Origin of the sequence: Pedobacter gandavensis (assembly GCF_032677645.1) — a bacterium.
Taxonomy (GTDB): Bacteria; Bacteroidota; Bacteroidia; order Sphingobacteriales; family Sphingobacteriaceae; genus Pedobacter; species Pedobacter gandavensis_A.
This window is the reverse complement of the sequence record NZ_JAVTSB010000008.1, coordinates 231,892-246,302: the sequence shown is the minus strand read 5'-3', so window position 1 is coordinate 246,302 and position 14,411 is coordinate 231,892. Positions and strand designations below refer to the sequence as shown.

Below are 14,411 nucleotides of genomic sequence, written 5' to 3'. Positions count from 1 at the left end.
TCAACCCAGTAGCAAAGTTATAAAATAAAGTTTGCCTCACAATAGAATTAGCCCTGCTTATAGTAAAAATTTAGCTAGCTAAATCAATAAGTTAGAATAAGTTAGCTAAAATTAGACCCCAGCTTAATAAATAGAAAATTAAACTGGTCTTAAGTATTGATACACCGGTTTTTGAGAACATAAAAAGCAGGCAAAAAAAATGACCAACATCGTCTTATTCGAAGATGTTGGTCATTTTTTAGAATATTGGCCAGGAATACAGCAGATACCGGGCCCAAAAAATTAAAGCTATGGTTAAAGTGCCTTATCCAGCCCTCTGTCTTTTAGCAGATATTTCATGTTTGGTTCTTTTCCTCTAAAGGCTTTATATAAATCCATTGGCTCTACAGTACCACCTTTTTCCAATACATTTTTACGGAAAGAACTGGCCACTTCCGGATTAAAGATGTTCCCACTTTCCTTAAAAGCAGCAAAAGCATCACTATCTAAAACTGCCGACCAGATATAGCTGTAATAGCCCGCTGAGTATCCGGAAGCAAAGATATGTTGGAAGTAAGTGCTGCGGTAACGAGGTGCAATTTGTTTGATCAATCCGTATTTATTCATTTCCGAACTTTCAAATTCCGTTGCATTCACTGCTTTGCCGGCAGGTACGGTATGGAATCCCATATCCAGTAGAGAAGCCGCAAGGTATTCTACGGTTTCAAAGCCCTGGTTAAATTTCGAAGCATTCTTCATGCGCTCGATTAATTCCTGTGGAACAACCGCTCCTGTTTTGTAATGTTTTGCATAAAACTGAAGTACTTCCGGCTCAAAAGCAAAATGTTCCATCACCTGAGAAGGCAGTTCCACAAAGTCGCGGGGAACAGATGTTCCAGCCAGACTACGGTATTGCACATTAGACAATAAGCCATGTAGGGCATGTCCCATTTCATGGTAATAAGTGGTCACCTCATCTGCGGTAAACAAAGCAGGCTCGTCGCCATTAGGTCCGGAGAAATTACAAACGATAGAAACTACCGGTGCAACGCGTTTTCCTTTCTCATAAGATTGAGTGGCATAAGAGGTCATCCATGCACCGCCACGTTTAGACGCGCGGGTAAAGAAGTCCATATAGATGACACCAATATGAGTTCCATCAGCTTCTTTCACCTGGTAGGCAGCAACGTCTTTATGGTATACCGGAACTTCCGGAAGTAAGGTAAAAGTGATGCCATACAATTTGTTCACCACCTTGAAGAAACCATCTCTTACATTGTCGATCTGGAAATATGGCCGTAATGCTTCCGCATCATAATTGTATCTTTCTTTACGTACTTTATCTGCATAATGTGCCCAATCCCAGGCTTCCAGCTTTTCGCTACGGCCTTCTTTGTCCATCACTTTCTGCATGTCTGCTGCTTCCTGTTTAGCCACCGGTAATGCCGCGTCCCAAAGGCCGTTTAGCAAGTCGTAAGCTTCTTTCGGAGACTTGGCCATACTTTCTTCCAGTACAAAATCTGCGTGACTGTTATAGCCCAATAACGCTGCTTTTTCTGCACGTAAGGCTACAATACGGGAAATGATCTTTTTGTTATCATTTTCATCGTCATGATTGGCGCGATTGATATAAGCGTTGTACATTTTTTCGCGCAGGGCACGATTTTCTGAGTATTGCAGAAAAGGCGTTACACTTGGCGTATGCAGGGTAAATCTCCATTTGCCTTCTTTTCCGGCTTGCTTTGCGGAAGCCGCAGCAACTGCTTTTACCGATTCCGGTAAACCGGCAAGATCAGCAGGATTATCGATGATCAGTTCGTAAGCATTGACTTCAGCCAGCAAGTGCTGTCCAAAGTTTAAGGTCAGCAAAGAAAACTCTTTATTGATGGCTCTCATTTGTTGTTGCTGTGCGTCATTTAAGTTGGCGCCACTTCTCACAAAAGATTTATAGGTTTTCTCTAACAAGCGCTGTTGCTCTGCGCTCAGTTTGGCAGCAGCACGTTTATCATATACCGTTTTTACTCTTTTGAATAATTCGGAGTTCAGGTAGATATCGTCACTATGTTTCGACAATTCCGGAGCCATTTGCTGCGCAATTTTTTCCAGTTCAGGGGAAGTATTTGCAGAACTCAGGTTGAAGAATACGGTACTTACTTTCGACAATAATTTACCGCTTTCTTCTAAAGCCACCACCGTGTTTACAAAAGTTGGAACGGAGCGTTGTTTATAAATTGCGGCAACGGCTTGTTGCTGTTGCTTCATACCTTCCTGAAAAGCCGGCACATAATCCGCATTGGTAATTTTGTTAAATGGAGGCACTCCATAGGGAGTGGTATACGTTTCCATAAATGGATTTGTGCTTTGTCCCATAACTGTTTTATCGGTCACCAGAAGCATACCGCAAACGATAAGCATAGAAGGGATTCCTTTTTTTAAGTTCATTCTCTAATAAGTTTATTAATCAGCCAAAAAGCCCGGTAGCCCGGGCCTTCACAAAGATAATTTTTAAAACGGCTGGTGCTATTTTTAAAAAGTATCATTGTTGCAACAATATATAAAATATAGGTATTTAAACAGCGATAGCGCTGCTTTTATGACTTAGAAATCAAATTTCAACCGCAGCCCTGTTCCAATCAGGTAAAGGTTTTCCTGGGTAAACTCCTTAATCGGGAGTTTCACAAATGGCTCTAAGGAAACGGATTTCCCCCTGGAGATTTGCTGTTTGTAACCCAGCGAGAAGTTATAAAACCCAAGGTAAGGGTCTGTTTTAAGATCGGAGGTTTGCTGCTCCTGCGTCACGGTGGTGCTCAATACATTGGCTTTAAAGGTCATTGAGGCTGAGCTCCCCGGATCAACCGGACCGCTTTGCACCTGACTTTCCAGGAAAGTGTTTTTTTGTTTTTGATTCAGGACGGCAAAGGCCGATACGCCAACATTGGCATATAGATTTTTAGTCAGGCGATACCGGATTTCTAAAGGAATATCTATCCCCCGAAGGTTGGCATCTACCGCTTTCAGTTCTTTGCTGTTGCCAGCCAATCCTTTGGTCGTGGTGGAAGGCATATCCATTTGTCCCCCGCCCGGAGCAGAAGGTGTGGTTCTGGAGGCACCCATTTCATTGTAGGAGATTCCCGAATTGATGGAAATCTTTTTACTTAAGGCATAGCCCATGCTCAGACCGTAGCCCATATTTAATTTCTTGCTGCTCCCAAAAGATGGAGCCACCATCACGCCCATTTCCCATTTGTCGTTATTCATGGCTAATGCGGCAAGATGATCAGGAGTTCTTCGTCCTCTGGCATTGCCGTTCTTAGATTCCTGTGCTAAAAACTCTTCCAGACTTTGTGTTTTCAGGGCTACCGGAGCTTCTGCTACTACTGCTTTCTGCTCCTGGCCTACTACAGCTATTGCAGTATTTTCCGGAATAGCCACCGTGCTGGCATGCTCCAAATTATTTGCCGGATTATTTACCGGACGCTGCTGATCCAAAGTACCAGCTACCGTATTTACTTCTTTTCCTGTTGCCACAAATTTTGGATCAGAGCCGCTAACCTTCACTGTTGCGCTGGTCATTTCCGCAGCTTTTAAATCCGCTGCCCCTTCCTCAGGCTTCATAGCGCCCGCCAATGCAGCGGGCTTTGAAGCATTGTCCGCTCTCTCTTTCGGAAATTCTATTTGTTGATTTGAAGGCTTAGTCCCGGTTAATACTTCCGGCTTTAGTCTTTCTTTTTTGTCATTCATAAAAAATACAGCGAAGCCGATCATGATCAATGCGGCAGCACTACTTAAACTTCCCAGCCAGAAAAACATCCCTCTTTTTTTGGCGGGCTTTTCGGAATTGAAATTTTCCCATGAGCCAGGCGCATAGTCTTCCTCATGAGCCATTAATTGCCCCTTGATATGAGCGATCAGCTCATCATCAGGTAACTTTATATGTTCATTCGGTTTCATCCTTATATTTTTATTTTTGTCAATTCCCCTATTCATCCCCTGTTACTCTTTTCGCTCCCGCCTGTTAGTTTGGTTCAAGATCCGTAACCAATGATCTCGAATACAATATTCTTAGTTTATTCTTTGCTCTGGTCAGGTAAACCCGACTAGAACTTACCGGTATATTTAATAGTTTAGAAATCTCCTCATGAGAGAAGCCTTCCAGTTCATACATATTGAAAATCAGTTTATGCATTTCCGGCAAGTCATTTAATAACTTCATGATGTCTTGTACCTGGAGTTGAGAAATGGCATTTAGCTCGGTGATTGGTTGTGGCGGCTCTTCCATATCATCCACGTATAAAAATGTCTTTTTACTTCGTAAAAAATCAATTGCGGTACGGGAAGAAATTTTGGCCAGCCAACCTTTAAATGCTTTTTGTAACTGTTCCGGATCATTGGGCGCCCCAAACTGCCCTAATCCTTTAAAAACCTTAATAAAGCAGTCATTAATCAGCTCTTCTGCATCATGACGATCATTGACATATCTTAAAATAACGCCCATTAAATACCCGTAAAATGATTTATAGATCACCTCCTTGCATTTATTGTCATTTTTCAAACATCCCGTTAAAACGTCCTCAAACTTGAGCATTCTTCTTTAACACCATTAAGATTTTTAAATTCTTGATTATTGTCCGGAGCAACAGCAAAAGAATGCCCTTTTCTCCGGGCTCATCTAAAACAGGAATACCCTGGACTGCTAATTTACGCATTTCCAAATAAACCGTTTTAGAAGCTGGCCCTTTAAAGAGCCAGCTATTTTATGGTGTTATTGTTTTAACGAAACATTGTAAACTGATGCTTTGAATTTTAGAGAATCAGTCTCTGCTTTACCATTATATCCTTTAGCCCAAACGGTATAGAATTTACCTTTTTCAAGCTTCATTGCCGCTATTGTTGCTTTAACTTCTTTGGTTACGTGGTCTTTTACTTCCAGCGTTACATTTTCACCTGGCTCTACATCGGTAAAGATGCTGTATTGTTTAAATGCTTTATTGGTGGCAATTTCTGTTGCTGAACCTGCGATCGTTAAATCTAAAGTTTGTGTTTCAGGGCTGGTATTGATGAAACGAACTTTCGCTTTTTCATTTACTTTGATACTATCTAACTTATCATTGATGGTTAGGAAGGATCTGAGTTTACCGGTATCGACTAAAAAAGTAGTATAAAACTTTCCTGACTGGTACAATTCATTTTTTGTCAAAAGGAAGTTGTTTTTACCTTGTGGCGTGATGCCGATACTACTGGTTCCAGGGTATAATCCCAGGTAGCCAAATCTGGCACCATATTTAAAAGACTCTTTATTTGCTCTCTGCGTACCGACAATAAAGTCAAGCTCCTGAGTATCCGGGCCAGCATGAACAACAGTTAATGCAGCAAGTTCAATTGGCTCCATATCATCGAATTTCTTTTGACATGCAGAAAAGACTACCGAGACAGCAGCTACTGCGATGAAAGTCTTCGTTATTGTTTTAATTTGGTTTGAAACGCTCATAATTAAATTTTTAATATATAAATGGTTAATTGTTGGCCCTTAGCCTTTTCCTTCTTAAACGGGGCTCCATTTGAAAACGCTACAGGCCCAAATAAATTAAAATGAAAAACCCCGTTACATTGCTGTAACGGGGTTTTCGTATCCTATAAAAAAAGACTAGATCAGATTTACACTTCTACTTACAAAAGCAGTTAGTTCCGCACCTGTTAACATTCCCTGTGCCAATAAAGCAAGGTCTATAGCTTGTTTAGCCAATAATCCCTGTTCTTCTTCATTGTCTGTCAAGAGAATCTTACCAATCAGTTTATGGTTACCATTGATGGCTACTTTATAGCTATCCGGCATACTGCCATATAAGCCCATTCCGCCACCCATTTGTGCCATTTCTTTCATGCGGCGCATAAACTCGTCCATCGTTACCGTTACTGGCAACTCTTCCGGGTTTAAACCAACAACCTCTACCTGCATCCCTGGTTTGGTAATCGCTTTAGTAAAGATATCCGTTACCTTTTTCGCTTGTTCTTCTGTTAAAACAGATTCAATAGCCTCATCAGTTTCGATCAGTTTATCGGCAACGCTGGAATCTACACGTTTCAACAAGGTTTTCTCCAGTTTATTTTCTAAGAAGCTGATAAAGTGATTATCGATTGCTGAGTTCATCAACAAGACATCATAATCTTTTTTATTGGCCGACTGGATAAAGGTATCTTGTTTAGACGGGTCCGTTGAATAGATATATACTACCTGACCATTTTTGTCGGTCTGGAAGTCTTTTACCTTATCATGGTATTCATCTAAAGTATAATTTTCGTTTTTAGTATTGGTTAGCAAGGCAAAATCCTTCGCTTTATCGTAGAATTTCTCTTCGCTTACCAATCCGTATTTCACGAATAAACCGATATCTCCCCATTTCTCTTCATAACCTTTACGGTCTTTATTGAAAAGCTCCTGAAGTTTATCTGCTACTTTCTTCGTGATATAGCTATTGATTTTTTTCACATTGCTGTCTGCCTGAAGGAAACTTCTGGAAACATTCAAAGGAATATCCGGTGAATCAATTACCCCATGTAACAACATTAAGAATTCAGGAACGATGTCTTTTACCTCATCGGTGATGAATACCTGACGAGAGAACAACTTGATTTTGTTGCGTTGCATATCGAAATCATTCTTCACTTTCGGGAAGTACAATACGCCTGTTAAGTTGAAAGGATAATCTACATTCAGGTGAATCCAGAATAAAGGATCTTCTGCGTAAGGGTACAATTGCTTGTAAAACGCAAGATATTCTTCATCTGACAAATCAGCAGGTGCTTTAGTCCAGATTGGGTTGGTGGTATTGATGATATTATCTACCTCAACAGCTACTGTTTTTGGTTTTCCTTCTTCATCTTCACCATCGGCAACGTGCTCAGTTCTGGTACCAAATTTAATCGGCACCGGTAAGAACTTACCATATTTTTCCAGAATCTCTTCCAGTTTATTTTTGCTTAAGAATTCTTCTGATTCTGCATTGATGTGCAGGGTAATTTCAGTACCACGAGTGGTTCTGTTACCGGCAGAAATTTCGAAAGAAGTACTACCATCACAAACCCAACGTACAGGTTCTGCACCTTCCTGGTAAGATAAAGATTGAATTTCTACTAAATCCGATACCATAAAGGCCGAATAAAAGCCTAAACCGAATTTACCTATGATTTCATTCGCATCTTTTGCGTCTTTAAACTTCTCTACAAACTCGCTTGCGCCCGAGAAAGCCACCTGATTGATGTATTTCTTAACCTCCTCAGCAGTCATACCTAAACCATTATCAGTAATGGTAATGGTTTTTTTATCTGCATCAACCGCAACTTCTACCAATGGGTTACCCAGCTCTCCGTTGTATTGTCCTAATGCAGCAAGACGTTTAATCTTTTGTACCGCATCTACTGCATTGGATACCAGCTCGCGCAGGAATATCTCATTGTCTGAATACAGGAATTTTTTGATGATCGGGAAAATGTTCTCCGTGTGAATGGAAATGGTTCCTTTTTCTTCTATGCTCATATGTTAACTCATTTTTAAGTACATAGCCTACCTATCAATGGCCATTCCAATTCAAAAATCTTGTCAAATTGACAGTAAATCAGCGTTTAAGAATGACAAATCATTCCCTTATTTTTATGTATCATTGTATAACATACTAATTTATTTTCGCCTGATGATACCTGATGACCTCTATAAATCACTAAAAGATAACGGCACAATTTCCTCCGAATCTTTTGAAAAGTTAACTGAAAAACGGCAGGTTCCTTTATTTTCTTTGCACTGGGAATTAAAGACCATGTTGTATCTGGGCGTCATGATGTTGAGTACCGGATTAGGCCTCCTGATTTATAAAAATATAGACACGATTGGCCACCAGGCGATATTGGCACTGATTGCGGCCATTTGTGGCGGATGTTTTTACTATTGCTTCCGACATAAAAAACCATTCAGCAAGGAATTGGTCAAAGCACCCGACGTACTTTTCGATTACCTGCTGTTGCTCGGCTGTCTGAGTTTTCTAACCTTTACCGGCTATTTACAGTATCAGTATGAGGTTTTCGGAACGCATTACGGCCTGGCTACCTTTATCCCGATGGTGGTTTTATTTTATGTGGCTTATGAGTTCGACCATTTAGGCATCCTCAGTATCGCTATTGCCAACCTCGCGGTCTGGATGGGTGTATCTGTAACACCAAACCGACTGCTTTCTATGGGTGATTTCGACAATAATACCCTTGTTTATACCTATTTGCTTTTAGGCTTGATGTTGTTAGCTGCCGGTTTCCTTTCTGAGCGTTTTAATTTCAAAAAGCATTTTCGCTTCAATTACCTTCATTTTGGGATTCACCTCAGCTTCATCGCTTTGATTTTCGCTTACTTCAACCATTACGATACCAACCTGGGCTTTTTATGGCTATTGATCTTATTTGCCCTGGCTTTCTTCCTCTACCAGGATGCCTTGCTTCATAAATCTTTTTACTTCATGCTGCTGGTGATTCTTTATAGTTATGCGGCGGTCAGCATACTTATTTTCCGACTATTAGACGGCGTAAACAACATGGGGGGAATGTACCTGCTGTGCTTATATTTCATCGTTTCCGCAGGCGCTTTAATGCTACGCATCATCCGTTTAAACAAACAAATTAAAGCCTCATGATCATTTACAATACCACCTGGCTAAAGCACCTGATCATTCAGGGTCAAATGAAAAAAGCGCATGCTGCAAAACAGCTGAGTACGGAAGAATTACAGGCCGTATTAGAAAAATATCCGGTAGGCTTTTACAGTTCTCACCTGTTTTTACGGATTGGCCTGTTTTTGGTGACCACCACGCTGACTTCTTTTGCCTTTGGCTTTATAAGTCTGGTGTTCAGCAATACCAGATTACTGGAATCTCCGGGCTACTATGCTTTCCTTGGGATCTTATCTTATATCGCGCTGGAAATCGCAGTGCGGATGTTTCATCATTATAAATCCGGGGTAGATGATGCCCTGATGTGGACCTCGGGTATGCTCCTGCTCGTATCACTTTACCTTTTTCTGGACAAAGGAATCCTTACTTTTAAATATTATATTGATGATCTGCTGATTTCCGGACTGGTATTCCTCCTAGCCACTTATTTTACCCTCCGCTTTGCGAATATGCTGATGACAGTGATCAGCTTTTGTGCCTTTCTTGCTTTTGTCTATTTTGCCTGGAATCGATATGGTATTTACCCTTTCCTGAGCATGCCTTTTCTGATGATCATCCTTTCCGCAACGATCTATTTCTTAGCGGTACAACTCGATAAAAAATACTGGATTTATAAAGATTGCCTCAGCATATTACAAGTTGCCACCTTACTGATGGTCTATGCTGCCGGAAATTATTATGTAGTGAGAGAATTTGGCAGCATAGTTCTCGGAGTAGATCAACCGATTTCTTTAACCTGGTTTTTCTGGCTCTGGACGGTTTGCATTCCCTGCTTATATATTGGTATCGGCTTAAAAAGGAAAAATGTGATCCTGCTTCGCGCTGGCTTAATCTTAGTTGCCGCTGCCTGTTTTACAGTTAGAAAGTATTACCATATTGCTTCCATTGAAGTGATCCTTGTGAGTTCCGGAGCGGTATTATTAGGCCTTTCTTACGGATTGATGCGCTACCTGAAAACCCCGAAATACGGCTTTACAGTGGAGGAACTTGAGGATGATCATTTCTTAGACAACCTTAAAGTAGAGTCGCTGATTGTTGGCGGAGTTTATGGGAATGGAGCTACTGCGCCAGAGGGAAGCCGTATGGGTGGTGGTAGCTTTGGAGGAGGAGGTGCGTCCAGCGATTTTTAGTATAAATCCTGGGCCACATAAATTTCTTGAATATTATTTAGAATAATTATAAATAGTTTGTTTCTTTGTAAAAAAGAAACACCATGAAATTCAACCTCAAGACCTTATCTATACTCTCGATTTCCCTTTTCGCTGGCCAGGCGGTTTTCGCGCAGGCGGCAAAAACAGAGAAAAATCTGGATGCCAAATCTAAAACTACCTTTTACAGTCTGACGGAAGGAAAACCGGTGAAAGAAACAGAAAACTGGGATCTGGCCTTCAACAACACCGCGATCAAACTGAACAGCAAGCATAAAGTTGCCGGACAAGTACTCAGCAATACCAGCTTTGACAAAGTGGTTAAAGCAGCGGAAAGCGGCTATAGAGAAGATACGCAAAGCAGCAGCGTTATTCCTAACGGATCAGGCAAAGGCTGGTACAATTACGATATGGCTACCCATGCTTTAACACCAATTGAAGGCAAGATCTTTTTGATCCGCAGCGCAGCAGGAAAACAATATAAATTTCAGGTATTGAGCTATTATTTTGATGAGCTTGATTATAATGATACTGGCTTTTATACCTTCAAATATGCCGCGATAAAATAAGGGTGGCAAACAGGCTTTTTTTTCGCTAAAGCCTTCATCCAGATACAGAAATGACCGGAATGCTACACAATTATTATCCTGCGTACGGTTATTTCTTGCGTATCTTTGTCCCCTGATGGAATACAATGTTCACACTTTGCCAAATGGCATCCGATTACTTCATGTCCCTTCTGCTTCTGCGATTTCTCATGCCTGCATTATTGTAAATAGTGGATCCAGGGATGAAAAGGACGAAAAAGCAGGTTTGGCTCACTTTATTGAGCACTTAATCTTTAAGCGCACCGAAAAAAGAAATACCAACCAGATCTTAAACCGCCTGGAAAGTGTGGGTGCGGATCTAAATGCCTATACCACCAAAGAATATACTTGTATTCATGCCTCTTTTTTAAACCCTTATCTGGATAGAACATTAGAGCTTTTCCATGATATTGTGTTCCATTCTACCTTTCCGGAAGACGAGATGGACAAGGAAAAGAGTGTGATTCTGGATGAGATCAGTTCTTACCTGGATCAACCGGAAGAAGCGATTTACGACGATTTCGAAGACCTTGTTTTTAAAGGCCACCCACTGGGCAGGAATATCCTGGGCAGTCCGGAGACCGTGAACGACATTACGCAGGCAGACATCCATGAGTTCATCGAAGAAAACTACCATACCGACAAAATTATTGTTGCCGTTATCGGCAACTACAGTCTGAATAAACTGGTTAAAACCGGCTCTAAATATTATGCAGAGATTCCGGAAAACCTACATAAAAACACCAGAGTAGCACCTCAAAAAGCTCCTTTGGCGAAGGTGATCATTGAAAAACCGATCATGCAGGCACATGCGATGTTAGGCTCACAGGCTTATTCTTTGCACCATCCTTATAAAACAGGCTTGTTGTTACTGAACAATTTACTTGGCGGTACGGGAATGAGTTCTATCCTGAATTTACAGATCCGCGAGAAATACGGCATTGCTTATACCATCGAAACGGGCTATAGTCCGCTGAGTGATACCGGCATCTTTACCTTATATTTTGGTACGGACAAGGAAAAAGTGGACAAAGCCTGGTCGCTGATCTTCAAGGAATTTAAAAAGATAAAAGACCATCCGCTAACGGAAGTCCAGCTTCAAAAAGCGAAAAATAAGTTCATCGGACAAATTGCTTTAGGCGAAGAAAACAGGATTGGCCTGATTATCTCTATGGCTAAGAGCCTGATAGACTACAATAAAATTGACGATTTACAGACTGTATTTAACAGAATTGAGGCCGTTACGACTACAGATATGGCCAATATTGCCAATGAAATCTTAGATGAAAGTAATCTTAGCGCCTTAACCTTTTACCCTTTAGCCTAATATTTGTATTTTTGCATTATGAAATTACCCATTGTAGCATACGGCGATCCGGTACTTAAGAAAGTTTGCGCTCCTATCGACGAGACTTATCCGGATTTAAAACAATTGATCAGCAACATGTTTCAAACCATGTATAATGCTCATGGAATTGGTTTGGCTGCCCCTCAGATTGGCCTACCGATCAGATTATTTATTGTAGATACGGGAGTTGATGAAGAGGAGAAGCAGGGCTTCAAAAGTGCTTTCATCAATGCAGAAATCCTGGAAGAAACAGGTGAGCCCTGGGCTTTCAACGAAGGCTGTCTAAGCATTCCTGATATCAGAGAAGATGTTTTCCGCAAGCCAAACATCCGCATCAGATATTATGATGAGAACTGGGACTTACAGGAAAAAGAACTTAATGGCATCCTTGCGCGTGTAATTCAACATGAGTATGATCACATTGAGGGCAAGCTATTTACAGAAACTTTGAGTTTATTGCGTAAGAGAATGCTGCAAAGCAAACTAGATGCGATTTCTAAAGGGAATATAAGAGTAGATTATAAAATGCGTTTCCCGCAGCAGACTAGAAAGCGTTAATTTCCTTCGCTTCTGCTTTTATCACCTTTGAATATGGATTGCATCAACTTACCCCATGCGAATGGGTTTAAAAGCGGGTTGGTTTGCACCATATTCTTATTTAAGGCCCTATCGTGATTTAGACGGAAGTTGATTCCGGAGATCTCTGAGGCATCTCTAGGCAGGGTTTGAATACGTTCCGTAATACTTTCCTGAGAAAGATTCCTGATGGCGATTGCAAAATCATCATCAGCAATCTTCATGGCCATAAAATCTCTGGTAAAGTCTTCCACCGTAGCCCATGGGTATACCCGAACTGTTGGCAGATTGACAATCTCCGATTTTAGTTTCACCATTGCTGTATATTTACTGTCGTCGATTTGTGCAGGAATTGCCTGTAGCACATCTCTGTACCCAACCGCAGTATATAGAATGGTATCACCGGGATGTGCGATAAAAGAGAAATACCCTTTAAAATTCGCTGCATACCGCTGGCCTTTATTTGTTAAATTGGTCACCGTTACATAAGGCACCACAGTATTACTGTCTACATCGGTGATAATCCCGCTAAACTGAATCAACTTTTTACTTCCCGTACCTTCTTGTGCGAAGGCCGTAGAAATGAAAAGGAGCAATAATAAGGTGAGTGAATACTTCATATACAAAAATAGCTGTATTAATTAAAACGGCTAGTTAAATAGTGTTAAAACGATTATACTGGTTCTGTAAGGTTGATCGCCTCAACACCAGTGATTTGAGGTACCGCTTTCATGATCGCTTGCTCAATACCCGCTTTCATGGTCATGAAGCTCATTTTACAAGATCCACAGTTACCTAATAATCTCAATTTAACTACATTTTCCGCCGTAATCTCTTCTATAGCCACATCCCCACCATCAGCTTTTAAATACGGTCTGATCGAGTCTAGTGCCTGCTCTACTTGTTGTGTTAAATCCATTTTGTTAAATTATTAAAGTATAAAAATAGTATTTTTTTAGCAATTAACGGTCAGCGCATTGTTAATTGCGACCTGTTGTGCAACCTTTCCTGCAATTTCTGCAAAGACAGTTGACATTTTACTGGACAGGTCTAGTGTAATCGGCGCACCATTATCACCAGCAGCGGTAATGCCCTGAACGATTGGTATTTCGCCTAAGAATGGCACATCAAATGATTTTGCCAGCTCTTTACCGCCATCTTTACCGAAGATATAGTATTTATTTTCCGGCAATTCCTCTGGTGTAAAGTAAGCCATATTTTCGATTACACCTAATACCGGGATATTAATACTTGGCATTTTGAACATCGCCAGTCCTTTTCTCGTATCCGCAAGGGCTACCTGCTGAGGAGTGGTCACAATAACCGCACCTGCAATCGGGAAACTCTGGGTAATGGTGATGTGAATATCGCCTGTGCCCGGAGGTAGGTCAACAATCAGGTAATCCAGCTCGCCCCAATCCGCATCATTAAATAATTGCTTGATTGCATTCGAAGCCATCGGTCCTCTCCATGGTACGGGCTGATCCGGATCTGCGAAAAAGCCTAGTGACAATAGCTTGATGCCATATTTTTCAATAGGAAGAATCAGCGTTTTACCATCTTCAGTTTCTCTGGCACTAGGTTTTGCACCTACCAGACCGAACATCGTTGGCACCGAAGGGCCGTAAATATCAGCATCAATCAATCCTACTTTTGCACCATCAGCAGCCAAAGCCACCGCAAGGTTACTCGCAACCGTAGATTTTCCTACGCCACCTTTTCCGGAAGATACCAGCAAAATATTGCGGATCGCTTTCAGTTGAGTGGTATCCATAGGCTTGGTTACTCTCGAAGTGATGTTGATCTCCACTTCTGCTTCCTTGCTTACAAAATGTTTTACCGCATTTAAACACGCGTTTTTCAGCATATCTTTCATCGGACATGCAGGAGTGGTTAATTCCAAGGTGAAACTTACCTTCTTATCTTCTATTTTCAAATCCTTGATCATGTTCAAAGTCACCAGATCTTTTTTAAGATCAGGGTCTTCAACATTTCTCAGAGCGGCTAGAACTTGTTCTGGACTAATTATCATTAGCCAAAATTAACAAAAGACGGCCACAATTAA

13 protein-coding genes are annotated in these 14,411 nt (G+C 41.1%); 5 read left to right on the top strand and 8 right to left on the bottom strand.

All coding sequences use genetic code 11. The features are described from left to right. Positions 1–294 precede the first annotated feature (294 nt). The 5 genes from R2Q66_RS15155 to htpG all read right to left on the bottom strand — a co-directional run bounded on the left by R2Q66_RS15155 (position 295) and on the right by htpG (position 7,513). On the bottom strand, positions 295–2,421 hold the full coding sequence (locus R2Q66_RS15155; protein WP_316750420.1) for a M3 family metallopeptidase: 2,127 nt from the start codon (positions 2,419–2,421) through the stop codon (positions 295–297). A gap of 156 nt (positions 2,422–2,577) precedes the next feature. Next, on the bottom strand, positions 2,578–3,930 hold the full coding sequence (locus R2Q66_RS15150) for a hypothetical protein (protein ID WP_316750418.1): 1,353 nt from the start codon (positions 3,928–3,930) through the stop codon (positions 2,578–2,580). Between the two features lie 64 nt (positions 3,931–3,994). Next, positions 3,995–4,564: an RNA polymerase sigma factor gene (locus R2Q66_RS15145; protein WP_316750416.1), complete on the bottom strand. Its 570-nt coding sequence runs from the start codon at positions 4,562–4,564 to the stop codon at positions 3,995–3,997. 177 nt (positions 4,565–4,741) lie between these two features. Continuing rightward, positions 4,742–5,467 carry a DUF4397 domain-containing protein gene (locus R2Q66_RS15140; RefSeq protein ID WP_316750414.1) on the bottom strand — a complete coding sequence of 242 codons (726 nt, stop codon included), beginning with the start codon at positions 5,465–5,467 and terminating at the stop codon, positions 4,742–4,744. Positions 5,468–5,623: 156 nt separating this feature from the next. Next, positions 5,624–7,513 (bottom strand): molecular chaperone HtpG, encoded by a 1,890-nt coding sequence (gene htpG / locus R2Q66_RS15135; protein WP_410479434.1) that lies wholly within the window; start codon positions 7,511–7,513, stop codon positions 5,624–5,626. A 154-nt stretch (positions 7,514–7,667) separates the two neighbouring features. On the opposite strand from htpG, the gene R2Q66_RS15130 reads away from it, so the two are divergent. The 5 genes from R2Q66_RS15130 (at position 7,668) to def (ending at position 12,328) form a co-directional block, all read left to right on the top strand. Continuing rightward, positions 7,668–8,651 carry a DUF2157 domain-containing protein gene (locus R2Q66_RS15130; RefSeq protein WP_316750412.1) on the top strand — a complete coding sequence of 328 codons (984 nt, stop codon included), beginning with the start codon at positions 7,668–7,670 and terminating at the stop codon, positions 8,649–8,651. Continuing rightward, positions 8,648–9,817, top strand: coding sequence for a hypothetical protein (locus R2Q66_RS15125; protein WP_316750410.1), 1,170 nt, complete (start codon positions 8,648–8,650; stop codon positions 9,815–9,817). The genes R2Q66_RS15130 and R2Q66_RS15125 overlap by 4 nt, the downstream gene beginning before the upstream one ends. A gap of 83 nt (positions 9,818–9,900) precedes the next feature. Further along, positions 9,901–10,404, top strand: a complete 504-nt coding sequence (locus R2Q66_RS15120; protein ID WP_316750408.1) for an HmuY family protein — start codon at positions 9,901–9,903, stop codon at positions 10,402–10,404. 115 nt (positions 10,405–10,519) lie between these two features. Further along, entirely contained in the window at positions 10,520–11,749 is a 1,230-nt protein-coding gene (locus R2Q66_RS15115) for a pitrilysin family protein (protein WP_316750406.1), read from the top strand. 18 nt (positions 11,750–11,767) lie between these two features. Continuing rightward, positions 11,768–12,328: a peptide deformylase gene (def, locus tag R2Q66_RS15110; protein ID WP_316750404.1), complete on the top strand. Its 561-nt coding sequence runs from the start codon at positions 11,768–11,770 to the stop codon at positions 12,326–12,328. On the opposite strand, the gene R2Q66_RS15105 is transcribed toward def, so the two are convergent. From R2Q66_RS15105 to R2Q66_RS15095, 3 genes are read right to left on the bottom strand one after another with little or no spacing between them, the layout of a single operon-like run. Then, on the bottom strand, positions 12,325–12,966 hold the full coding sequence (locus tag R2Q66_RS15105) for a hypothetical protein (protein ID WP_316750402.1): 642 nt from the start codon (positions 12,964–12,966) through the stop codon (positions 12,325–12,327). The genes def and R2Q66_RS15105 overlap by 4 nt on opposite strands. A 53-nt stretch (positions 12,967–13,019) precedes the next feature. Further along, complete coding sequence (locus R2Q66_RS15100; protein WP_316750400.1) at positions 13,020–13,265, bottom strand: NifU family protein; 246 nt, start codon at positions 13,263–13,265, stop codon at positions 13,020–13,022. Between the two features lie 36 nt (positions 13,266–13,301). Continuing rightward, on the bottom strand, positions 13,302–14,378 hold the full coding sequence (locus tag R2Q66_RS15095; protein WP_316750396.1) for an Mrp/NBP35 family ATP-binding protein: 1,077 nt from the start codon (positions 14,376–14,378) through the stop codon (positions 13,302–13,304). Positions 14,379–14,411: the final 33 nt, after the last annotated feature.

What these genes read in the sequence shown, in the direction of transcription:
- R2Q66_RS15155 (WP_316750420.1), bottom strand. Translation starts at nt 2,421, where the DNA reads ATGAACTTAAAAAAAGGAATCCCTTCTATGCTTATCGTTTGCGGTATG.
- R2Q66_RS15150 (WP_316750418.1), bottom strand. Translation starts at nt 3,930, where the DNA reads ATGAAACCGAATGAACATATAAAGTTACCTGATGATGAGCTGATCGCT.
- R2Q66_RS15145 (WP_316750416.1), bottom strand. Translation starts at nt 4,564, where the DNA reads ATGCTCAAGTTTGAGGACGTTTTAACGGGATGTTTGAAAAATGACAAT.
- R2Q66_RS15140 (WP_316750414.1), bottom strand. Translation starts at nt 5,467, where the DNA reads ATGAGCGTTTCAAACCAAATTAAAACAATAACGAAGACTTTCATCGCA.
- htpG (WP_410479434.1), bottom strand. Translation starts at nt 7,513, where the DNA reads ATGAGCATAGAAGAAAAAGGAACCATTTCCATTCACACGGAGAACATT.
- R2Q66_RS15130 (WP_316750412.1), top strand. Translation starts at nt 7,668, where the DNA reads ATGATACCTGATGACCTCTATAAATCACTAAAAGATAACGGCACAATT.
- R2Q66_RS15125 (WP_316750410.1), top strand. Translation starts at nt 8,648, where the DNA reads ATGATCATTTACAATACCACCTGGCTAAAGCACCTGATCATTCAGGGT.
- R2Q66_RS15120 (WP_316750408.1), top strand. Translation starts at nt 9,901, where the DNA reads ATGAAATTCAACCTCAAGACCTTATCTATACTCTCGATTTCCCTTTTC.
- R2Q66_RS15115 (WP_316750406.1), top strand. Translation starts at nt 10,520, where the DNA reads ATGGAATACAATGTTCACACTTTGCCAAATGGCATCCGATTACTTCAT.
- def (WP_316750404.1), top strand. Translation starts at nt 11,768, where the DNA reads ATGAAATTACCCATTGTAGCATACGGCGATCCGGTACTTAAGAAAGTT.
- R2Q66_RS15105 (WP_316750402.1), bottom strand. Translation starts at nt 12,966, where the DNA reads ATGAAGTATTCACTCACCTTATTATTGCTCCTTTTCATTTCTACGGCC.
- R2Q66_RS15100 (WP_316750400.1), bottom strand. Translation starts at nt 13,265, where the DNA reads ATGGATTTAACACAACAAGTAGAGCAGGCACTAGACTCGATCAGACCG.
- R2Q66_RS15095 (WP_316750396.1), bottom strand. Translation starts at nt 14,378, where the DNA reads ATGATAATTAGTCCAGAACAAGTTCTAGCCGCTCTGAGAAATGTTGAA.